Origin of the sequence: Thioalkalivibrio sp. ALMg9, from assembly GCF_000380625.1 — a bacterium.
Classification (GTDB): Bacteria; Pseudomonadota; Gammaproteobacteria; order Ectothiorhodospirales; family Ectothiorhodospiraceae; genus Thioalkalivibrio; species Thioalkalivibrio versutus.
The window spans coordinates 683,157-703,728 of record NZ_AQYC01000008.1; the positions used below are offsets into that span (position 1 = coordinate 683,157).

Annotated in this window: 17 protein-coding genes; 14 read left to right on the top strand and 3 right to left on the bottom strand. The window is 68.3% G+C overall.

What is annotated here, in order from left to right:
* Positions 1-63 precede the first annotated feature (63 nt).
* A complete protein-coding gene (locus F792_RS0108660; RefSeq protein WP_018144758.1) occupies positions 64-987 on the bottom strand; it encodes a histone deacetylase family protein in 924 nt (307 codons plus the stop codon).
* Between the two features lie 39 nt (positions 988-1,026).
* On the opposite strand from F792_RS0108660, the gene F792_RS0108665 reads away from it, so the two are divergent.
* The 3 genes from F792_RS0108665 (at position 1,027) to F792_RS0108675 (ending at position 5,300) form a co-directional block, all read left to right on the top strand.
* Positions 1,027-3,708 (top strand): bifunctional acetate--CoA ligase family protein/GNAT family N-acetyltransferase, encoded by a 2,682-nt coding sequence (locus F792_RS0108665; protein ID WP_018169238.1) that lies wholly within the window; start codon positions 1,027-1,029, stop codon positions 3,706-3,708.
* Between the two features lie 127 nt (positions 3,709-3,835).
* Positions 3,836-4,807 (top strand): YafY family protein, encoded by a 972-nt coding sequence (locus F792_RS0108670; protein ID WP_018169239.1) that lies wholly within the window; start codon positions 3,836-3,838, stop codon positions 4,805-4,807.
* A gap of 82 nt (positions 4,808-4,889) precedes the next feature.
* Positions 4,890-5,300 (top strand): HIRAN domain-containing protein, encoded by a 411-nt coding sequence (locus F792_RS0108675; protein WP_018169240.1) that lies wholly within the window; start codon positions 4,890-4,892, stop codon positions 5,298-5,300.
* 46 nt (positions 5,301-5,346) lie between these two features.
* Here the strand turns inward: F792_RS0108675 and F792_RS0108680 are convergent, their stop codons facing one another.
* A complete protein-coding gene (locus tag F792_RS0108680; protein WP_018169241.1) occupies positions 5,347-6,714 on the bottom strand; it encodes an NAD-dependent succinate-semialdehyde dehydrogenase in 1,368 nt (455 codons plus the stop codon).
* 129 nt (positions 6,715-6,843) lie between these two features.
* Between F792_RS0108680 and F792_RS0108685 the strand changes: the two genes are divergently transcribed.
* From F792_RS0108685 to F792_RS0108725, 9 genes are all read left to right on the top strand, one after another.
* Complete coding sequence (locus tag F792_RS0108685) at positions 6,844-7,815, top strand: complex I NDUFA9 subunit family protein (protein WP_018169242.1); 972 nt, start codon at positions 6,844-6,846, stop codon at positions 7,813-7,815.
* A gap of 24 nt (positions 7,816-7,839) precedes the next feature.
* Positions 7,840-9,072, top strand: coding sequence for a multifunctional CCA addition/repair protein (locus F792_RS0108690; protein WP_018169243.1), 1,233 nt, complete (start codon positions 7,840-7,842; stop codon positions 9,070-9,072).
* A gap of 135 nt (positions 9,073-9,207) precedes the next feature.
* A complete protein-coding gene (locus F792_RS0108695) occupies positions 9,208-9,864 on the top strand; it encodes a protein-L-isoaspartate O-methyltransferase (RefSeq protein ID WP_018144765.1) in 657 nt (218 codons plus the stop codon).
* A 111-nt stretch (positions 9,865-9,975) separates the two neighbouring features.
* Positions 9,976-11,304 (top strand): TolC family outer membrane protein, encoded by a 1,329-nt coding sequence (locus F792_RS0108700; protein ID WP_018169244.1) that lies wholly within the window; start codon positions 9,976-9,978, stop codon positions 11,302-11,304.
* Positions 11,304-11,873, top strand: coding sequence for an isochorismatase family protein (locus tag F792_RS0108705; protein ID WP_018169245.1), 570 nt, complete (start codon positions 11,304-11,306; stop codon positions 11,871-11,873). Before F792_RS0108700 ends, F792_RS0108705 begins: the two co-directional genes overlap by 1 nt.
* Before the next feature lie 18 nt (positions 11,874-11,891).
* Positions 11,892-12,038, top strand: coding sequence for a hypothetical protein (locus F792_RS14910; protein ID WP_018144768.1), 147 nt, complete (start codon positions 11,892-11,894; stop codon positions 12,036-12,038).
* A 10-nt stretch (positions 12,039-12,048) separates the two neighbouring features.
* Positions 12,049-12,900, top strand: coding sequence for a hypothetical protein (locus F792_RS0108715; RefSeq protein ID WP_018144769.1), 852 nt, complete (start codon positions 12,049-12,051; stop codon positions 12,898-12,900).
* A complete protein-coding gene (locus F792_RS0108720; RefSeq protein ID WP_018169246.1) occupies positions 12,900-13,970 on the top strand; it encodes a homoserine O-succinyltransferase in 1,071 nt (356 codons plus the stop codon). Before F792_RS0108715 ends, F792_RS0108720 begins: the two co-directional genes overlap by 1 nt.
* A 146-nt stretch (positions 13,971-14,116) precedes the next feature.
* Positions 14,117-15,457 carry an MFS transporter gene (locus F792_RS0108725; RefSeq protein WP_018169247.1) on the top strand — a complete coding sequence of 447 codons (1,341 nt, stop codon included), beginning with the start codon at positions 14,117-14,119 and terminating at the stop codon, positions 15,455-15,457.
* A gap of 284 nt (positions 15,458-15,741) precedes the next feature.
* On the opposite strand, the gene F792_RS15105 is transcribed toward F792_RS0108725, so the two are convergent.
* The gene (locus F792_RS15105; protein ID WP_156000325.1) at positions 15,742-15,978 is read right to left on the bottom strand and encodes a hypothetical protein; all 237 of its coding nucleotides are present in this window, start codon (positions 15,976-15,978) and stop codon (positions 15,742-15,744) included.
* Positions 15,979-16,488: 510 nt separating this feature from the next.
* Here F792_RS15105 and F792_RS0108735 point away from each other — a divergent pair.
* Positions 16,489-18,387: an ATP-binding cassette domain-containing protein gene (locus tag F792_RS0108735; RefSeq protein ID WP_018169249.1), complete on the top strand. Its 1,899-nt coding sequence runs from the start codon at positions 16,489-16,491 to the stop codon at positions 18,385-18,387.
* Between the two features lie 163 nt (positions 18,388-18,550).
* Complete coding sequence (locus F792_RS0108740; protein ID WP_018169250.1) at positions 18,551-20,566, top strand: methyl-accepting chemotaxis protein; 2,016 nt, start codon at positions 18,551-18,553, stop codon at positions 20,564-20,566.
* Positions 20,567-20,572: the final 6 nt, after the last annotated feature.

The following is a 20,572-nucleotide window of genomic DNA, read 5'->3' on the forward strand; positions in this document are numbered from 1 at the left end:
CCCCCGCTCAGCCATGAACGCGGCGCCACCCATACGCTGCAGCTGCGTCGCAAACGGGGCAGGTCAGAGGGCGGCCAGGGCACGCATATGCGCCACCACACTGCGCCCCAGGGCACTCAGGGCGTAGCCACCCTCCAGCATGGAGACCACGCGCCCATCGGCGTGACGCTCGGCCAGGGCCACCAGCTCACGAGTGATCCAAGCATAGTCATCCTCGGCCAGCAACAGGCGCGAGAGTTCGTCCTCGCGATGGGCATCGAATCCGGCGGAGATCAGCACGAGTTCCGGGGCAAAGGCGTCCAGCGCATCGAACCAGGCCCCAGCCACCGCGTCGCGCCACTGCTCCCCCGACGATCCGCCGGGTACCGGGACATTCAGGCAGTTGTCGGCCAGCGGCGGGATGCCCGACCCGGGATAGGCCGGATGCTCGAAGGCGGAAGCGAACAGGATGGCGTCATCACCCGCCACCAGGGACTCGGTGCCGTCGCCATGGTGCACGTCGAAGTCGACGATGGCGATGCGCCCCACGCCATGGCGCTCCTGTGCATGGCGGGCGGCAATCACCACGTTGTTGAACAGGCAGAACCCGGCCGCCCGGTCGGCACGGGCGTGGTGCCCCGGCGGCCGCACCGCGCAGAAGGCCCGCCGGTTCGCCGCCCCCATCACCCAGTCCACCGCGCCAATGCCCGCGCCGGCCGCCAGCAACGCGGCCTCGCGACTCCCTGGCGACAGGGCCGTGTCGCCATCCAGCATCACCCGCCCCCCTTCCGGGACGTGCTGCTGGATGGTGTCGATAAAGTCGCGTGTGTGAACCCGGCGCAGGTCCGCCCGCGTCGCCGGGAACGCCTCGCGATGCAGGACCCACGGATCCAGCCCGCTGGCCACCAGCTGGTCACGGATTGCGCTCAGCCGCTCCGGACATTCCGGGTGGCCGGGACCATTGTCGTGCTCAAGGCCGGCGTCCGGCGAGAAGAACGCTAGATTCATGTTATGAAGACACTTGGCACGTCATAACCGAGAGCATGCATGGGAACCCATATCCTGGACAAGCTGTTCAATCCGCGCGGTGTCGCCGTGTTCGGCGCATCCGAACGCGAGGGCAGCGTCGGCCGCACGGTGCTGGCCAACCTCCTGGCGGCCGGCTTCAAGCGCACCCTGCTCCCGGTAAATCCCAAATACGCCGAGGTACAGGGCCTGCACTGCGTGCCCGAGCTGAGACCCGGCGAGCACATGGTGGACCTGGCGCTGATCGCCACCCCGGCTCGGGCCGTCCCCGGCATCCTGCGCAACTGTGGCGAGGCGGGCCTGCGCGGCGCCGTCATCCTCTCGGCCGGCTTCGCCGAAGCCGGCCGAGAGGGCGAACGCCTGCAACAGGAATGCGTCGAGATCGCGCAGCGTTACCGCATGCGCCTGATCGGCCCCAACTGCCTGGGCATCATGCGCCCGGGCATCGGGCTCAACGCGACCTTCAGCCACAACCAGGCGCTGCCCGGCAAGCTCGGGCTGATCTCCAGCTCCGGGGCGCTGATCACCGCCGTCCTGGACTGGGCGGAGCCCACCGGCATCGGGTTTTCCAGCGTGGCCTCGACCGGCGACGCCGCAGACGTCGACTTCGGCGAGCTGCTGGACTACCTCGCGGTGGACCCCGAGACCCAGGGCATCCTGCTGTACGTCGAGGGCATCCGCCACACGCGGCGCTTTCTGTCGGGCTTGCGCGCCGCCGCGCGCATGAAGCCCGTCGTAGTCCTCAAGTCCGCTCGCCACGCGGCCACCGCCCAGGCGGCCGCCACCCATACCGGGGCGATGATGGGCTCGGATGCGGTGTTCGACGCGGCCCTGCAGCGCGCCGGCGTGGTCCGGGTGGAGCGCGTGTCGCAGTGGTTTTCCGCAGCCCAGACACTGGCCAGCGGCGTGCGCCTGCGCGGCGAGGATCTCGCCATCCTCACCAACGGCGGCGGACCCGGCGTGATGGCCGTGGACCGGGCCGCCGACCTCGGCCTGAACCTGGCCACGCTGGCCGACGGCACACTGGAGGCACTCAGCGCCCTGCTGCCCGCCCACTGGTCGCATGGCAACCCGGTGGACATCCTCGGCGACGCCACCCCCGAACGCTATGGCGAAGCCCTGCGCATCGTGCTCGCGGACCCTGGGGTTCACATGGCGAGCGTCCTGCTCACCCCCCAGGCCATGACCGACCCCGACGCCTGTGCCGAGGCCGTGATCGAACAGGCCCGCAAAAGCCACAAGCCGGTGCTGGCCTGCTGGATGGGCGACCCGCTGGTGGCCCGCGCACGGAATCGCTTCGACGCGGAAGGGATCCCCCAGTTCCGCACGCCCGAAGGCGCCGTCGAGACCTTCGCCTGGCTGATCGAACACCGACGCAACCAGCGCATGCTGCTGCAGGTCCCCGGCCCCCGCAGCGATGACCAGCCCGCGGATATCGAGGGCGCGCGCCTGATCCTGCAACACGCACGCAGCCAGGGCCGCAGGGTCCTGAGCATGCGCGAGTCCCGGGCCGTGCTGGCCGCCTTCCACATCCCCTGCAGTCCCAGCATCCTCGCCCGCGACCCGGCCGACGCGATGCTGGCCGCCGAGAGCCTGGGCTTCCCGGTCGCGCTCAAGATCAGTGCGCCCGACCTCACCCACAAGAGCGACTTTGGCGGTGTACGACTCAACCTGCGCAGCGTGCAGGCCGTGCGCCAGCAGGCCCAGGAGATGCTCGACCAGATCCACGAGCAATTCCCGGAGGTCGAGGTTGAAGGCGTGAGCGTGGAACGCATGGCCGAGGTCGGGCATGTTCGCGAACTGCTGGTGGGGATCTCGCGCGACCCGGTGTTCGGCCCGGTAATCGCCTTCGGACTGGGCGGGACCGCGGTGGAGGTCATCGGCGACCAGGCCGTCGCCCTGCCGCCGTTGAACCCCTCGCTGGCCCGGCGCCTGATGGCGCAGACTCGCGCGGCGCGCACCCTTGGCACCTTTCGCGGCGCGCCCCCGGTGCGCGAGGGCGCGGTGGAACAGGTCCTGCTCCGGGTCTCGGAGATGGCCTGCGAGCTGCCTGAACTCGCCGCGCTGGATATCAACCCCCTGCAGGCCGGCGAGAACGGCGTGATGGCCGTGGACGCCCGCATCGAACTGGCCGATCCCGCCCACGACGGCCGTGACTACGCGCACATGGCCATCCACCCCTATCCCGGCCACATGGCCCGGAAGGTCACCACCCGCGACGGCCATCAACTCGAGCTCCGGCCGATCCGGCCCGAGGACGCTGCCATCGAGCAGGAATTCGTGCGCAGCCTGTCGGAGAAGTCCCGCTATCTCCGGTTCATGCGCTCGATGGACGAACTCACGCCCGAGATGCTCGTGCGCTTCACCCAGATCGACTACGACCGCGAGATGGCCTTCATCGCGGTCGACCACCACACAGGCCGGGAGGTGCAGGTCGGCGTCGCCCGCTACACCACGGAACCCGACGGCGAGAGCGCGGAGTTCGCCGTGGTCATCAGTGACGCCTGGCAGGGCCGCGGCGTGGGCAGCCTCCTGATGGAGGCCGTCATCGATTCCGCCCGCAACGCCGGCCTGCGCGAACTGTTTGGCGAGGTGCTGCGCCACAACGGCGGCATGCTCGCGCTCGCCCAACGCCACGGCTTCCAGCGCGAGATCCTCGCCTCCGACGAGGAGATCATCCGCGTCAGCCGGCGCCTCCACTGACCACCGGGACGGTCGCCCGCAACCGCCGCACCCGACACGGCGGGCATCCGGCGCCCCGGCGCGTCGCTTGCGAGTGCCCGGGCGAATGGGTAGCGTCCCCGGGCATGCATCCACCCCTGGCCCGCCCGTGAATCGCGCCGAGCGCATCTTTCACCTGCACCGATTGTTGCAGGGGCGGCGGCCGCCCTCACTGGCGGACCTGATGGAGCGTCTCGAGGTCTCGCGCGCGACCGTCAAGCGCGACCTCGAATACATGCGCGACTTCATGCAGGCGCCCATCGAATACGATGCCCAGGCCAATGGCTACCGCTACGCGCAGGATGCCCCGGCGTTCGAGCTGCCGGGGCTGTGGTTCAACGAATCCGAGCTGCTGGCGCTGCTGACCATGGAACAACTCCTGGAGGACGTGCAGCCCGGGTTGCTGGCGCCCACGCTGGGGCCGCTGAAGGGCCGCATCCGCGAGCTGCTCGCCAGTGGTGGGCACCAGCCGGACACCGTGCGCCGCCGCATCCGCATCCAGCCGCTGGCCCAGCGCGGCAGCCGCGGCGAAAGCTTTCAGGCCGTGGCCGCTGCGACCCTGGACGAACACCCCGTCGAGATCGAGTATCACGGTCGTGCCCGGGACGCCGCGAGCTATCGCGTCGTGCACCCGCAGCGCCTGCTCTACTACCGCGACAACTGGTACCTGATCGCCTGGTGCGATCAGGCCCGAGCCCTGCGCACCTTCGCCTTGGAGCGCATCCGCTCGGTGCAGCCGGTGGAGTCCGCCTACCGCACCATCGACGAGGCAACCCTGGATGCCCACACCGGAGACGCCTTTGGCATCTTCACCGGCCCCGCACAGGAATGGGCCGTGCTGCGTTTCACCCCGGAACATGCCCGCTGGGTCGCCGACGAGATCTGGCACCCGGAGCAGATCGGCGAATACGAAGGCGACGCGTATCGCCTTCGCATCCCCTACTCCGACCCCACCGAGCTCGCCCAAGAGATCCTGCGCCACGGCCCGGGCGTCGAGGTGCTGGCGCCCGCCGAGCTGCGCCAGCGCGTGGCCGACGACCTCGCGCGCGCCGCGCACCAGTACACCCAGCCCAACGGATAAGAACAGATTTCGGGGGTGGCTCATCCTGTGAGCCACCCCCGGTGCTACAACGGACACCCAAGCCACACCGAGGAGTCCGAACATGTCGCACAACCGCCAGGCACGCCCCGTCCCGCCGCTCGCCGGCTACTACGCCGAGCGCGGCACCTACAACCGCACCGCCACCACCGAGGAACTGCTGGACCGCATCCCCCTGGCCGGTTTCCGCCACCACGAGGCGCCCCGGCTGTGGGACATCCTCAAGCGCGGCCAGGCCCTGACCGTGGAACGCGAGCGCACCAACACCCACGACGGCCGGGCCGTCGCCGTGCGCTGGATGGACCACCACCTGGGCTATCTGCCTCGCGACCGCAACGGCCTGGCCGCCCAGCTACTGGACCAGGACCAGCCCCTGATCGCCCGCATCCTGGAGAAGCGCAACCACGCCGACCGCAACAGCCGTCTCGAGCTCGGCCTCTACCGCGCGAAGCCGAGGCCCACCCCGGCCCACTAGACCCACATACTCGAAGCGACGCGGGTCAACCTTCGACGGGCACCGATCAACCGACCCAGATGGTCTTGGCGTTGACGAATTCGCGGATGCCGAGCTCGGAGAGTTCGCGGCCGTAGCCGGAGTCCTTCACGCCGCCGAAGGGCAGGCGCGGGTCGCTCTTGACGATGCCGTTGACGAAGGCGCAGCCGCATTCCAGACGCCGAGCCAGGGCCTCGCCACGTACCGGATCGGCGGTCCAGACGCTGCCGCCCAGGCCGAAGCGCGAGCGGTTGGCGAGCTCGATGGCATGATCCGCGTCGCGCGCCCGGGTGACCGCCGCGACCGGGCCGAAGGTCTCCTCGTCGAAGGCCGCCATGCCGGGTTCCACGGCATCCAGCAGTGTGGGCGGGTAGAAGTAACCGGCCCCATCGCGGGGCTCGCCGCCCGCTACCAGGCGGGCGCCGGCCGCCACGCTGCGGGTCACTTGGTCGTGCAACTCGCTACGCAGGTCATCGCGCGCCAGCGGCCCGATGTTCGTTCCCTCGTCCATCGGATCCCCGATGACCAGGGCCTCGATGGCCGCCTGGAAGCGTTCGACGAAGGCATCCGCGATGGCCTCCTCGACGATGAAGCGCTTGGCGGCGATGCAGGTCTCGCCGTTGTTCTGGAAGCGCCCGCGTACCGCCTGCTCCACGGTGTGATCGAGATCGGCATCCGCCAGCACGACGAAGGCATCCGAGCCGCCCAGTTCCAGCACCGAGGACTTCAGGGCCTTGCCGGCCGCAGCCCCCACCGCGCGGCCGGCGCCTTCGGAGCCGGTCAGGCTGACGCCCTGCACGCGACGGTCAGAGATGATGCCCTCCACCGCATCGGAGCCAACCGGCAGGTTGCGGAACACGCCCTCGGGAAAACCGGCCGCTGTAAACACCCGTTCCAGATGTTCGGCGCATCCGGGGACATTGGACGCGTGCTTCAGCAGCACGGTATTGCCGGCCAGCGTGGCCGGGATCGCCTGGCGAAAGGCCTGCCAGTAGGGAAAGTTCCAGGGCATCACCAGCAGCACGGTCCCCAGCGGCTGCCAGGCGATGAACGACCGGCTCGCATCCGAGGCGACCATGGTGTCCTGCAGGAAGTCCGGGCCATGCTCGGCGTAGTATTCGCAGGCGTTGGCACACTTGTCGACCTCGGCGCGCGCCTCGACCAGCCGCTTGCCCATCTCGCGGGTGGCCGTAGTCGCCAGGGTCTCGCGCGCGTCGCGCAGCACCCCGGCCAGGTCGTGCAGGCAGGCGGCGCGCTCCGCCACCGGGCGTGCCGCCCAGTCCGGTGCGGCACTGGCCGCGCGTGCCAGGGCGGCCTCCAGCCCGTCCCGATCCATGCGGGGGTAACGCGCGAGCATCTCGCCGGTCGCAGGGTTGATCGCGGTCAGTTCGGTCATGTCGGCGCCTCGGATTGGTGACCCGGAAACAGGCCATGGGAAACACAGGTCAACTATTTGCTAGTTTGAACAATGCGGGTCACCCGAGTATAAGACGATCCGCATTCGCTTTCGGAAGGACCTTGCCCCATGTCGATCGATTCGATTCGCAATGTCTGCCTGCTCGGCGGCACGGGCTTTGTCGGCCACCACATCATCCGCCGACTGATTGACCGCGGCCTGAAGGTCCGCGTGTTGTCGCGCCGTCCGCACCGCCATCGCGACCTCCTGGTCAACCCCGAGGTCGACCTGGTCGAGGGCAGCGCCCATGATCCCGCCACCCTGGAACGCCTGTTCGCGGGCCAGGACGCGGTGATCAACCTGGTCGGCATCCTCAACGAACGTGGCCACAGTGGCGCCGGCTTCCACGCCGCCCACACCGAGCTGACCGAGAAGGCCCTGGCCGCCGCCGAGTCGCAGGGCGTGCGCCGCTTCCTGCAGATGAGCGCGCTGAAGGCGGACATGGACGACGCCCCCAGCCACTACCTGCGCAGCAAGGGTGCGGCCGAGCAGGCCGTGTTCGCCAGCGAATCCCTGGCGGTCACCGTCTTCCGTCCCTCCGTCATCTTCGGGCCGGAAGACTCCTTCCTGAACCGCTTCGTGACGCTGCTGAAGTTCTCCCCCGTGATGCCGCTGGCGCGTGCCCGGGCGCGCTTCGCCCCGGTGTTCGTGGGCGATGTGGCCGAGCATTTCGTCGAGGCCCTGGAAGACCAGGACACCTTCGGCCAGGGCTTCGAGCTGTGCGGCCCGAAGACCTACACCCTGGGCGACCTGGTGCGGTATGTGGGCCGGGTCTCCGGCCACCGGCGCCCGGTAATCGGCCTGCCCGACTGGGCCGGCAAGCTGCAGGCCAGCGTGCTCGAGTTCGTGCCCGGCAAGCCGTTGTCGCGCGACAACTTCGCCTCGCTGACCATCGACTCGGTCTGCGACGGCGAACAGCAGCTGCCCTGCCCGACCCGCCTGGAATCCATTGCCCCCAGCTATCTGGGCGGTGGGGGCGCCGGGCGCGAGGCCCGCATGCAGCACCTGCGCACGCTCAATCGCGGGGCCAGCCGCGGCTGATCGAAGGGTGAACCGGTAACCGCCATGCAGACCTACCTCGTCGGCGGTGCGGTTCGCGACCGCCTGCTAGGGCGCCCGTTCACCGAGCGCGACTACGTCGTCGTCGGCAGCTCGCCGGAGGCGATGGAGTCCAATGGCTTTCGGCCGGTCGGGCGCGACTTCCCGGTCTTCCTGCATCCCGAAACCCACGAGGAATACGCGCTGGCGCGCACCGAGCGCAAGACCTCACGCGGCTATCACGGCTTCCAATTCAACGCCTCGCCCGAGGTCACGCTGGAGGACGACCTCGAACGCCGCGATCTCACCATCAACGCGATGGCCGAGGATGCCGACGGCCGCTTGATCGACCCCTACAATGGCCAGGCCGACCTGGAGGCGCGCCGACTGCGGCATGTCTCCCCCGCCTTCGCCGAGGACCCGGTGCGCCTGCTGCGCGTGGCGCGGTTTGCCGCCCAGCTCGCGCCATGGGGCTTCGAGGTCGCGCCCGACACGCTGACGCTGATGCGCGAGCTCGTCACCTCCGGCGAGGTCGACGCCCTGGTCCCCGAACGCGTCTGGGCGGAATGCGAGAAGGCCCTGAAGAGTCCGGCCCCACGGCGTTTTCTGGAGGTGCTGCGCGAGGCCGGGGCACTCGCCGTCCTGTTCCCAGAAATCGAGCGGCTGTTCGGCGTGCCGCAGCCGGAGCGCTACCACCCGGAGATCGACACCGGCGTGCATACCCTGATGGTGCTGGACCAGGCGACCCGGCTTTCCGATGCACCGGAGGTCCGTTTCGCCGCGCTGGTGCACGACCTCGGCAAGGGCACCACTGCCCCGGAGATCCTGCCCAGCCATCACGGGCACGAGGAACGCGGGGTGGACCTGATCCGCGCCCTAACCGAACGCCTGCGCATACCCAACCGCTACCGCGACCTGGCGGTGCGCGTGGCGCGCTACCACGGGCTGGTGCATCGCGTATTCGAGCTGCGCCCGAAGACCGTGATGAAGCTGGTCGACGGCCTGGACGTCCTGCGCCGCCCGGAGAACGTGGAGCCCTTCCTGCTGGCGGTGGAGGCGGACTTCCGCGGCCGCACCGGCTGGGAAGACAAGCCCTATCCACAGGCCGACGCGGTGCGCCGCGCAGTGGCGGCCGCGCAAGGCGTGCAGCCGGCGGCCCTGATGGCCGAGGGACACAAGGGCAAGGCACTGGGCGAGGCCCTGCAGCGCGAGCGCGTTCGCGCCATTGCCGCCGCCCTCGACGAACACCCCGACGCATAGGAGCCTGCTCGCAGGCGAATGCCCTGCCATTGTCGGACGCGGGCAGGGCATTCGCCTGCGAGCAGGCTCCTACTTGCCTGTTTCGGCCCGTGAACGTACTCTTTCGCGGCTGTCGAGCGCACTGAGGAAACCGCGATGGATTACGCCAAGGCCCGGATCAACATGGTCGAACAGCAGGTCCGCCCCTGGGACGTGCTGGACACCCGTGTACTGGACGTAATGGAAACGCTCCCGCGCGAGCGTTTCATGCCCGAGCCCTATCAGGCCCTGGCGTACGCCGATTCCGAGATCCCCCTGGGGCACGACGAGAACACCCTGCCGCCGGTCGTGATCGGCCGCCTGCTGCAGGCCGTGTCGCCGCAGCCTACCGAAACCGTGCTGGAGATCGGCACCGGTTCCGGCTACGTCACGGCCTGCCTGTCCCATCTGGCGGCCCAGGTCGACAGCGTCGAGCGCATCGACGAGCTGCGCCTGGCCGCCCGCAACCGCCTGACCGATCTCGGCATCGAGAACGCGCAACTGCGCACCGCCTCGGTGACGCCCGACTGGACCCCGCCGCGCCCGCGCTACGACGCAATCATCCTGACCGGCGGCATGACCGAATATGACGACTTCCTCGAGCCCTACCTGACCCTGGGCGGGCGACTGTTCGTGATTACCGGTGACGGTCCGATCATGGAGGCCCAGCTGATCATCCGCACCACCGAGGACGGCTGCCGCCACGAGGAGCTGTTCGAGACCCGCGTGAAGCCGCTGGTGGGCTTCGAGCCGAAGCCCGCCTTCGAATTCTGAGCGGCACCCGAGGGGCCCATTTCAGGCGCGGCCAACCTGGGATGAAGGTCCCATGCCCGAACCGGCTCTGATAGGATAGGCTTTTCCTAATATCCTTCCGGAGTCGCGTCCATGAACCGTCTGCCGTCGCTTCTCGCCACCGCCGGGCTGGTCCTTGTGATCTCGGCCCCCGCCGCCGCCTCGAGCCTCCTGGAGGTCTACGAGCGCGCCGCCACGGAAGACGCGGAGCTGCGCACCGCCGAGGCGGAATACCGCGGCGTGCTGGAAAATCGCCCGATCACTCGCTCTGCCCTGCTGCCACAGATCTCCGGGCAGGCCGAGGCCGGCGCGTTCTACCGCGACGACCGCAACCGCCCCGGAAGCGACGACGGGCGCCAGACCAGCTTTGGCGTCAATCTCTCGCAGAGCATCTACGACCGCCGCAACTACATTGATCTTGTGCAGGTGGATCTCGAGATCGCCCGCGCCGAGGCGGAACTGGATTCCGCCCGTCAGGACCTGATCCTGCGCGTCTCCCAGGCCTACTTCGACGTGCTGATCGCACAGGAGACCCTGGCCTTTCGCGAGGCCGAGGTCGAGGCAATCGAGCGCCAGCTGGAACAGACCGAGCGCCGCTTTGAGGTCGGCCTGGTCGCACGCACCGACGTCACCGAGGCCCAGGCCCAGCGCGACCTTGCCGAGGCCGAGCGCATCAGCGCCGAGAACCAGCTGGACCTGACCCGCGAACAGCTCGCGGTGATCACCAATACCTACTGGGACCAGCTCGACATGCTGCGCGACGACGCCGAGCTGACCCCGCCGGATCCGGCCGATCCGCAGGCCTGGGTGGATATCGCCCTGGCGAACAACCTGGAACTGGCCGCCCAGCGTCTGAGCACGGAGAGCGCGCGCGAGCAGATCCAGCGCCAGCGCGCCGAGGGCCTGCCACGCATCAATCTGAACGCCTCGGTCAACGAGAACCGCTATCACGGCCTTGATGCCGGCACGACCGGCGGGGCGATGTTCTTCGAGGGCACCGAAGCCCAGGTCGGGATCCAGCTGGAGATCCCGTTCTACACCGGCGGTCGTGTCAGCGCCCTCACCCGTCAGGCGCGCGAGAATTTCCAGGCCGCGCAGGAAGGCCAGTCGCTGGTTGAACGCCGTACGACCCAGGACACCCGCAGCGCTTATCTGTCGGTGATCTCCAACAACTCGCGCGTGCGCGCCCTGGAGCAGGCCCTGGCCTCCACCCAGTCCGCGTTCGAGGCGGCCGAGGCCGGCTTCGAGGTGGGCACCCGCACCCAGGTCGACGTCCTGCTCGCCCTGCGCGAGGTCTTCCGCGCCGAGCGCGACTACGCCGAGGCCCGCTACGGCTTCCTCAGCGAGTCGCTGCGCCTGCAGCGCGCCGCCGGCCGCCTGAGCGTGACCGATCTCGAGGCCATCAACCGCCTGCTGGAGTAATGGCCGCTGCCGCTTCCAATCCGCGAGCCCGCTGCGAGCGTGCGCGCTCGCGTCTGGTCCTGATCGACCTGCAGGAACGCCTGCTGGCCGCCATGCCGGACGCGCGGGACGAGGTCGAGCGCAATACCGCCCGCCTGATCGAGGCCGCACGCAAGCTGGATATCCCGATCGAGGTCTCGCGTCAGTATCCGCAGGGCCTGGGCGAAGTCACCGCCACTCTGCAGCAAGCGCTCGACGGGTACGGCACGGTCACCGACAAGACGTCCTTCTCCTGCTGCGCCGAGGATGACCTGCGCGCGCGCCTGACAGGCGGCGACCAGGTCATCCTGACCGGTTCGGAGACGCATATCTGCGTGACCCAGACGGCGCTGGAGTTGCTGGACGCGGGCGTAACCGTGTTCGTGGTCGAGGACGGGGTCTGCTCGCGCGACGCCGGGCGCAAACGCAACGGGCTGGAACGCCTGCGCGCTGCCGGCGCCATCATTACCAACCACGAATCGGTGCTGTTCGAATGGCTGCGCGACGCGGCCGATCCGCAGTTCCGCGAACTGAGCCAACTGATCCGCTAACCGGAGGATTCCGCAGGGATGCGCATACTCGGCAACATTCTATTGGGCGTCTGGCTGATCCTGTTCGGCCTGCGCGGCCTGCTGGGGCTGCAGTTCCAGTACGACCATTACGTCATCAGCGGCCTGGCGGTGATCGCCGGCATCCTGTTCATCCTGCGACGCTAATCGAGTCCCCATGCGCCTGACACCCGACGAATACCGCAACCAGGAGCACCGCCGCATCACCCTGCTGGGGATGTCCGGTGTCGGCAAGACGCGCCTGTCCAACATGCTCCGGCGCGAGGACTGGTTCCACTATTCGGGGGACTACCGCATCGGCACGCGCTACCTGAGCGAGCCGATCCTGGACAACATCAAGGCCCAGGCGATGGCGGTGCCGTTCCTGCGCGACCTGTTGCGCTCGGACTCGATCCAGATCATCAACAACATCACCGTGGACAACCTGCACCCGGTGGCGAGCTTCCTCGGCAAGCTCGGCAACCCGGAACTGGGCGGCCTGCCGCTGACCGAATTCAAGCGCCGCCAGACCCTGCACCACCAGGCCGAGGTGCAGGCGATGCTCGACGTGCCGGACTTCATCCACAAGGCACAAACGCTGTTCGGCTACCCGCATTTCGTCAACGACGCCGGCGGCTCGGTCTGCGAACTGGACAGCCCCGGCGTACTCGAGACGCTGGCCGAGCACACCCTGATCCTGTACATCAAGGCGACGGACGAAGACGAGCGCCAGCTGATCGAACGCGCAGAGCGCGACCCCAAACCGCTGTACTACCGCGAGGCCTTCCTCGACCAGCAGCTGGCCGAATACATGCGCGACGAGGGGCTGGACTACGTCGCCCAGATCGACCCGGACGCCTTCGTGCGCTGGGTCTTCTCGCGCCTGTTCCGCGCACGCCTGCCGCGCTACGAGGCGATCGCCGAGACCCACGGCTACACGATCAGCACCACCGAGCTGGCGCGCGTACGCAACGCGGCCGACTTCGATGACCTGGTCTGCATGGCCCTGGAACGGGAGGCACGCCTCTAATGCCACTTGTCGCCTATTCCGATCTGCCCACCTTTGCCCGTCTGAAGAGCGAGGGCGAGACCGTCCTGCCCAGCGACTTCGCGCAGCAGCAGGAGATCCGTGCGCTGCACATCGGGCTGCTGAACATGATGCCGGACGCCGCCCTGTCGGCCACCGAACGTCAGTTCTTTCGCCTGATCGGCGAGAGCAACCAGATCGCGCAGTTCTATATCCACCCGTTCACCCTGCCGCAGCTCAAGCGCGGGCCGAAGGGGCGCGATCACATCAAGCAGTACTACGAGGACTTCGAGGACCTGAAGAAAGAGGGTCTCGACGCGCTGATCATCACCGGGGCCAACGTCACCCAGCCGGACCTGGCACTGGAGCCATTCTGGGAGCCGCTGGCCGAGGTGGTGGACTGGGCCTGGGAAAACGTGACCTCGACGCTTTGCTCCTGCCTCGCCACCCACGCCGTGCTGCAGGCACGCTACGGCGAGCGCCGCGTGCACATGGGCGAGAAGCTGTGGGGCGTGTTCCCGCACCGGGTGGTGGACCGCGGGCACCCGCTGGTCACCGGCGTCAACACCCGCTTCGATGTGCCGCACTCGCGCTACAACGATGTCTCGCGCGAGCAATTCGAACGCCACGGCCTGCGCGTACTGGTGGAGAGCGAGCAGTCCGGGATCCACCTGGGTGCCTCGCCGGACGGCTTCCGCATGGTCTTCTTCCAGGGCCACCCGGAGTACGACTCCATCAGCCTGCTCAAGGAATACAAGCGCGAGGTCGTGCGCTACATCCAGGGCGAACGCGACGCCTACCCGCCGCTACCGGAGAACTACCTGATGCCGCAGGCCGCCGCGATCCTCGGCGAGCATCGCGAGCAGGTCGAGGCCGCGCTGGAGCACTGCACCGAGATCCCAGCGCTGCCCGAGGCGCTGCTGCTGGACCGCCTGGACAACACCTGGCACGACACCGCCCTGGCGGTGATCAACAACTGGCTGGGCAACGTTTATCAGCTGACCAACCTCGACCGGCGCAAGCCGTTCCGCGACAGCGTCGATCCGAGCGACCCCTTGGCCGGACGGCGTTAGTCAGCCGCCGTCATTGCGAGGAGCGCAGCGACGCGGCAATCTCCCACCGGAGCCACCGGGACCTGGCGCGTTGCCAACTTCGGGAGGTTGCCACGTCGCCTTCGGCTCCTCGCAATGACCGGGGGGCACCGCAACGGAAGGACTCCATGGCCGAACATGACCCGGACAAGCTGCCGCGCCCGCTGATCTCCCTGTACGAGACCATCGCCGGGGACGAGGACGCCCGCGTCTGCAAGGACATCCCGGAAAACGCCTGCAACGCCCAGCCGACTAACTTTTTCGTCCACCTGGTCTCCAACACCCTGAGCAAGATCGGCGACGAGCTGGCCTCGGCCCGCCTGGTCCTCGCCTGGCTATTGGGCGCCCTGGGGGCCCCGGCCGCCTTCGCCGGCTTCCTGGTCCCGATCCGCGAGTCCGGCTCGCTGCTGCCGCAGTTGTTCGTGGCCGCCGCCATCCGGCGGCGGGCCATCCGCAAGGGCTTCTGGATCCTCGGCAGCCTGCTCTCCGGGCTCGCGGTGGCCGGCATGGCCGTGGTCGCGCTGACCATGGAGGGTGCAGCCGCCGGCTGGGCCATTCTCGGGCTACTGGTGGTCTTTGCGCTTTCGCGCGGGATCAACTCGGTCGCGGCCAAGGATGTGCTGGGCAAGACCATCGCCAAGCATCGCCGCGGCACGGTGATGGGCTACGCCGCGTCGCTGGCCGGGTTCTTCACCCTGGGGCTGGGCATCTACCTCACTCTCGCGAACCTGGAAGAGGCCGGCATTGGCGTGTTCGTGGCCCTGCTGGCCGCCTCGGCCGGGGCCTGGTGGGTCGCCGCCGCGACCTTCACCCGGCTGCGCGAGGATCCGGGTGCCACCGAGGGTGGCGGCAACGCCGTCACCGAAGCCATCAAGTCGATGCGCCTGCTGTGGACCGACCGCGCCTTCGGTCACTTCGTCCTGACCCGCGCGCTGCTGATGAGCACGGCCCTGGCACTGCCCTTCTACGTCCTGCTCGCGGAGGACGCGACCGCCGGTGATCTGGGCACCCTGGGCCTGCTGATCCTCGCCAGCGGCCTGGCCTCGGCCGTCAGCGCCCCGGTCTGGGGCCGGCTATCCGACCGCTCCGCCCGCTGGGTCCTGATCCTCTCGGGACTCCTTGCAGCCGGCCTCGGCATCGCGGTCGCCCTGAGCGTCTGGCTCGCGCCCGTCGGCACCGACCATGCGCTGGTTCCCGGCGGCTGGGTCTATGCGACCCTGTTTTTCCTGCTCGGGGTCAGCCATGCCGGCGTGCGTCTGGGCCGCAAGACGTACCTGGTCGACATGGCAACCCAGGAAACGCGCGCCGCGTTCACCGCCGTCAGCAACACCGTCATCGGCGGCCTGCTACTGATCGGCGGCCTGTTCGGCCTGCTGGCCCAGCTGGCCGGCACCGAAGTCGCCATCTTCGTGCTCGCGCTGATGAGCCTCGCCGGCGCCGTGAGCGCCTGGCTCATGGGCGAAGCCTGACGCCCGCCTCGTCCCCGCTCACTAGCCTAAGCACGGTTCATCATCCGGTCTTTATGGTGGTGTCGGTCCACCGCCTGCCTGGTTGTGGCTAGTCCTGGTTCGGCATCTGGTGTTTACGGTGCCTTCGTCCGACCGCCTGCCAGGCGCTGACTCGCCAGCGCGCCCCGAGGTACTTTCTTGCTTGCCCAAGAAAGCACCCAAAGAAGGGCCCCCGGATTCCGCCCGGGAACCTCGCTCCGGACGCGCTGGGCCGGCGGCGCTGAACTCGCTACGCTGCGCTTCGCTCAGACATCCAGCGCCTTCTCCCGGCCCATCACGCCCTCCGCGAGGGGCTCCATACGGGAGGAGAAGGTCAAGACAGACGGTATCCGGACACCAGCAGCCAGCCCCTGTCCCGTAGGGTGCGGTTGAGCGCAGCGAAACGCACCGCTCCCCACGCCGTGCGACACCCTGATGCGATTCGCTACGCTTATCGGCATCCTACGCCCCCCGGCGCCCGCTTCGCCGGCGCGGCACGCCATGGCCGCAGGCCGAGCGTGCCAAAGATGCCGGAAGACCCAGCCTCCATCCATGAGCAACATCGCCGGGACGGCCGTTGTTTGGACCTTCCCCCCGTTGTCGTCGCGCCGAGTGGAGAGGCTTTTCGCGGGATTCAAGGCGCTGGATGTCTGAGCGGAGCCGAAGGCGCAGCGAGTTCAGCGCCGCCCGCGAAAAGCCTCGGAGCGAGGGAAACCCCGGCCCGCGCAGCGGGCCGGGGTCGCGGCAGTCGGGCGTGTTTCTTGGGTACTTCTTTGCACGAGAAAAGAAGTACCTCGCGGCGCGCTGGCGAGTCAGCGCCTGGCAGGCGGCCGGACGAAAGCACCGTAAACACCAGATGGCGAACCAGGCCCGGCCTCTCCCGGCTGGCAGTAGAAAGAACGCAATTCGCGCTCCGGGATGGCGAGCCTGAAAGGCCTCACGGTGCGCGCTACGGCACGCCAAGGTGATAGTCTTGACGCCCGCAACAACACTTGCTCGCGACCGGAATTCGAATGGCACTTCTCACCCTGCGCAACATCCACCTGGCCTACGGCATGGCCTCCCTGCTCGATGGCGTCAACATGAGCCTGGAGCCCGGCGAACGCGTCGCGATCGCCGGGCGCAACGGCGAGGGCAAGTCCACCCTGCTCAAGGTCATCACCGGCGAAGCCCAGGCCGATTCCGGCGAACTGACCCGCCAGGATGGCCTGACCACCGCCTACCTGACCCAGGAACTACCGCCCGGAATCGAAGGGACGGTCTTTGACGTGGTCGCCGAGGGCCTCGGCGAGGCCGGCCGGTTGCTGGAACGCTTCCACCACCTGAGCCAGGCCGCCGCATCGGGTGACATGGACGCCCTGGACAAGATGGGGCCGGTGCAATCGAAACTCGACGCCATCGACGGCTGGAGCCTGCAGAACCGGGTGGAGACCACGATTTCGCACCTGAGCCTGGATCCCGAGGCGCAGTTCGCCGCGCTGTCGGGCGGGCTGAAGCGACGGGTGTGGCTGGCGCGCGAGCTGGTGCAACGCCCGCAATTGCTGCTGCTCGACGAGCCCACCAACCACCTGGACGTGGCCGCGATCCGCTGGCTGGAGCAGTTCCTGATCGAGAGCGGACTGACCGTGGTGTTCATCAGCCATGATCGCCAGTTCATGGAGAGCGTAGCCACGCGCATCCTGGAGCTGGACCGCGGGCATCTGTACGAGCACCCACCATCCATCGAGGCCTTCCGCGAGCGCCAGGCCGAAAGGCTGGAAACGGAGGCCACCCAGCGCGCGGAGTTCGACCGCAAGCTGGCCCAGGAGGAGGTCTGGGTGCGCCAGGGCATCAAGGCGCGACGCACCCGTAACGAAGGCCGCGTGCGGGCCCTTCAGGCATTGCGTCGCAAGCGTGCCGAACGCCGGGAACGCGGCGGCCAGGTGAAGATGAAGCTGAGTCCGGAGCAGCGCTCCGGACGCCTGGTGATCGAGGCGGAACACGCCGATTTCGGCTACGACACCCCCATCGTGCGCGACGTGAACCTGCTGCTGCAGCGCGGGGATGCCCTGGGCATCGTCGGACCCAACGGGGCCGGCAAGACCACCCTGCTGCGCGGACTCCTGGGCCAGATGGAGCCGCTCGCAGGCAGCGTCAAGCTGGGCACCCAGCTGGAGATCGCCTACTTCGATCAGGCCCGTGCCCGTCTGGACGAGGCAACCACGGTTCAGGATGCGGTCGGCGAGGGCCGCGACCGGGTCATGGTCAATGGCGAGAGCCGCCACATCCTGTCCTATCTGGAAGACTTCCTGTTCCCGCCCGCGCGTGCCCGCCAGCCGGTATCGGCGCTGTCCGGGGGCGAGCGCAACCGCCTCCTGCTGGCGAAGCTGTTCCTGCGCCCGGCGAACCTGCTGGTGCTCGACGAGCCGACCAACGACCTCGACGTGGAGACCCTGGAGCTGCTGGAGCAGCTGCTGATCGAGTACACCGGCACCGTTATCGTGGTCAGTCACGACCGCTCGTTCCTCGACAACGTCGCGACCTCCACTCTGGTCCTGCCGGGCGATGGCGCGGTCGAGGAGTTCGTCGGCGGCTGGTCCGACCTGCCCGAACGGGTCACCCGGCGCCTGCTGGAGGGCGAGTCCGGAGCGACCGCGAAGGCCGAGCCCGCGGCCAAACCCGCGGCGCCCGCACCCGAGCCGGCACCGGCGACCCCACGCAAACGGTCCTACAAGACCGCGCGCGAACTGGAGGCCCTGCCGGCACAGATCGAGGCCCTGGAACAGGAACAGCAAAGCCTGACCACGGCCATGACCGAGCCGGATGCCCTGCGCGACGGTGACCGCATGCGCGAACTGCAGACGCGGCTCGAAGCCGTCGAGTCTGAACTGGCCCTCTGCTACGAGCGCTGGGAACAGCTGGAATCCGACTGAGCCCCGGCACGTCATCCTCCGGCGACTCCCTGAATAACCGGCTCAACTCTGAGCGCGGCCGGCCGTAACAGGGGTTGAATCACCACCTTTCGAGTCCGCGGTCGTAATGGCCGCGGCCGGTTCGTGAAGCGCCGGACACAAGGCGCCCAGAAGGAGTCATCGCATGCTGGACAAACTCTCCATTCGGGGGCTACTGATTGCCGGCTTTGGCCTGGTGGTCGCCATCCTGATCATCAACTCCCTGCTGGCCCTGCGCGCGATGAGTACGGGCAGCCAAGGGGTTGAACAGCTCACCCAGGCCGACTACCCGGCGGTAGCCCGGGTCAATGACGTCGAGCAATTGCTGCAGGAGAGCGCTGCGTTTCTCGGGTTCTACCTGATGAGCGAGGAGCAGTCCCACCGCGACGCGTGGCAAAACGCGATGCGTGACCTCGATGGCGCAACCCGCGCCCTGAACGACAACCCGGTGATCGCTGCCGACGAGGAACTGTCCGCCAGCGCAACCGAGGTCCGCCGCCTGGTCAACCAGTTCGCCAGCTTCGAGGACCGACTGATCGAGGTTGCCGAAAACGCCGCCGAAAACATGCCGGCGCTGGGAATCGCCAATGCCCGGGCCAACCCTGCCAGCCGCGAGATGACCCAGCAGACCAACATGATGATCAGCGCCGAGATGGGCCTCCCGCGCTTCCAGCGGTCCTGGGATCGTCTCGACACCCTGCATGACCTGCGCATGTCGGTGGTGCAGGTCACCTCGAACCTGCGCGGTTTTATCGCCTTCCGTGACGATGCCTTCCGCGAGAATGTCCGACTGTTCGCGACTCGCACCAACGACATCACCGCACAGCTGATGGACCAGTTCGACGAGCTGGACTTCGAACAGCAGATCGCGCTGGAGGACTTTCAGGGGGCGCTGGACACCCAGAACACGGCGCTGGATGACCTGATCGAGATCCACGGCAGCGAACAGGCGCTGCAAGACGCCTACCTGATCCGTACCGAGATCGGGCCCGTGCTGATCGAGGCGCGTGACCACCTGCAGGGACTCAGCGAGCGGATTACCAATCGCGCCGAGCGCAGCGCCGCCGCCCTGACCGCCGACATGCGCGCGACCCAGACCACCCAGGGCGTACTGGCCCTGATTGGCGTGATTCTGGGCTTGGCCGGCGCGGTGTTCATCATCCTGGTGGTCCGGCGCGCCCTGGCCCACTCGACCGCGGCACTCGAGGAGATCGCGGACGGCGACGGCGACCTGAGCCGTCGCCTGGACGAGAACGGCCTGATCGAAACCGCACAGCTGGGCCGGGCCTTCAACCGCTTCACCGACAAGATCGCCCAGGCCATCGGCAATGCCCGCGGCGGCACCGAGACGCTGAATCGCGCCACCGAGAACCTGAACCAGGAGGCCTACCAGGCCCGCGAGGCCGTCTCGCGCCAGCGCGACGAGACCGACCGCGTCGCCACCGCGATCAACGAACTGCAAAGCAGCGCCGAGGAGATCGCCCGCAACACCGATGCGACCTCCCAGGCGGGCCAGGAGGCCGGGAATGCAGTGAACAACGGCTCCGAGGTGATGAGCAAGAACATCGAGTCCATGGCCTCGCTGCTCGGGACGGTCGAACAGGCGGCCGACACCGTGGCCAAGCTGGGCGAGGACTCGAAGCAGATCGGGACCATCCTCGAGGTGATCCGCGGCGTGGCCGAACAGACCAACCTGCTGGCCCTGAACGCGGCCATCGAGGCCGCCCGCGCCGGTGAACACGGCCGCGGCTTCGCGGTGGTGGCCGACGAGGTACGCAAGCTGGCGACCCGTACGCAGGAATCCACCGACGAGATCGAGACCATGATCGCGCGCCTGCAGTCCGCCACCACCAGCGCGGTGAAGGCCATGCAGCACGGCCAGGAAGAGGCCGAGGCCACCATGGAGCACACCTCCGAGGTGAACGGTGCCCTGCAACAGATCCGCCAGTCGGTGACCACGATCGTGGAGATGACCGAGCAGATCGCGGTCGCCTCGCGCGAACAGAGCACGGTAGTCGAGGACATCAACCGCAACATCGTGCAGATCTCCGACGAGGCGGATCAGTCGGCTAATACCGCCGACCGCGTCAGCGCCGCCTCCGACGAGCTCAAGCAGGTAGAGAAGGAGATCCAGCAGGCACTGGCCCAGTTCCGGCTCTGACCGGGC

Excerpts from the sequence above, each read along its gene's own strand:
- F792_RS0108705 (WP_018169245.1), top strand. The coding sequence starts at position 11,304 with ATGGCCGCTGCCGCTTCCAATCCGCGAGCCCGCTGCGAGCGTGCGCGC.
- F792_RS0108725 (WP_018169247.1), top strand. The coding sequence starts at position 14,117 with ATGGCCGAACATGACCCGGACAAGCTGCCGCGCCCGCTGATCTCCCTG.
- F792_RS0108685 (WP_018169242.1), top strand. The coding sequence starts at position 6,844 with ATGTCGATCGATTCGATTCGCAATGTCTGCCTGCTCGGCGGCACGGGC.
- F792_RS0108695 (WP_018144765.1), top strand. The coding sequence starts at position 9,208 with ATGGATTACGCCAAGGCCCGGATCAACATGGTCGAACAGCAGGTCCGC.
- F792_RS0108690 (WP_018169243.1), top strand. The coding sequence starts at position 7,840 with ATGCAGACCTACCTCGTCGGCGGTGCGGTTCGCGACCGCCTGCTAGGG.
- F792_RS0108680 (WP_018169241.1), bottom strand. The coding sequence starts at position 6,714 with ATGACCGAACTGACCGCGATCAACCCTGCGACCGGCGAGATGCTCGCG.
- F792_RS0108720 (WP_018169246.1), top strand. The coding sequence starts at position 12,900 with ATGCCACTTGTCGCCTATTCCGATCTGCCCACCTTTGCCCGTCTGAAG.
- F792_RS0108700 (WP_018169244.1), top strand. The coding sequence starts at position 9,976 with ATGAACCGTCTGCCGTCGCTTCTCGCCACCGCCGGGCTGGTCCTTGTG.
- F792_RS0108740 (WP_018169250.1), top strand. The coding sequence starts at position 18,551 with ATGCTGGACAAACTCTCCATTCGGGGGCTACTGATTGCCGGCTTTGGC.
- F792_RS15105 (WP_156000325.1), bottom strand. The coding sequence starts at position 15,978 with ATGGCGTGCCGCGCCGGCGAAGCGGGCGCCGGGGGGCGTAGGATGCCG.
- F792_RS0108675 (WP_018169240.1), top strand. The coding sequence starts at position 4,890 with ATGTCGCACAACCGCCAGGCACGCCCCGTCCCGCCGCTCGCCGGCTAC.
- F792_RS0108660 (WP_018144758.1), bottom strand. The coding sequence starts at position 987 with ATGAATCTAGCGTTCTTCTCGCCGGACGCCGGCCTTGAGCACGACAAT.
- F792_RS0108735 (WP_018169249.1), top strand. The coding sequence starts at position 16,489 with ATGGCACTTCTCACCCTGCGCAACATCCACCTGGCCTACGGCATGGCC.
- F792_RS0108715 (WP_018144769.1), top strand. The coding sequence starts at position 12,049 with ATGCGCCTGACACCCGACGAATACCGCAACCAGGAGCACCGCCGCATC.
- F792_RS0108665 (WP_018169238.1), top strand. The coding sequence starts at position 1,027 with ATGGGAACCCATATCCTGGACAAGCTGTTCAATCCGCGCGGTGTCGCC.
- F792_RS14910 (WP_018144768.1), top strand. The coding sequence starts at position 11,892 with ATGCGCATACTCGGCAACATTCTATTGGGCGTCTGGCTGATCCTGTTC.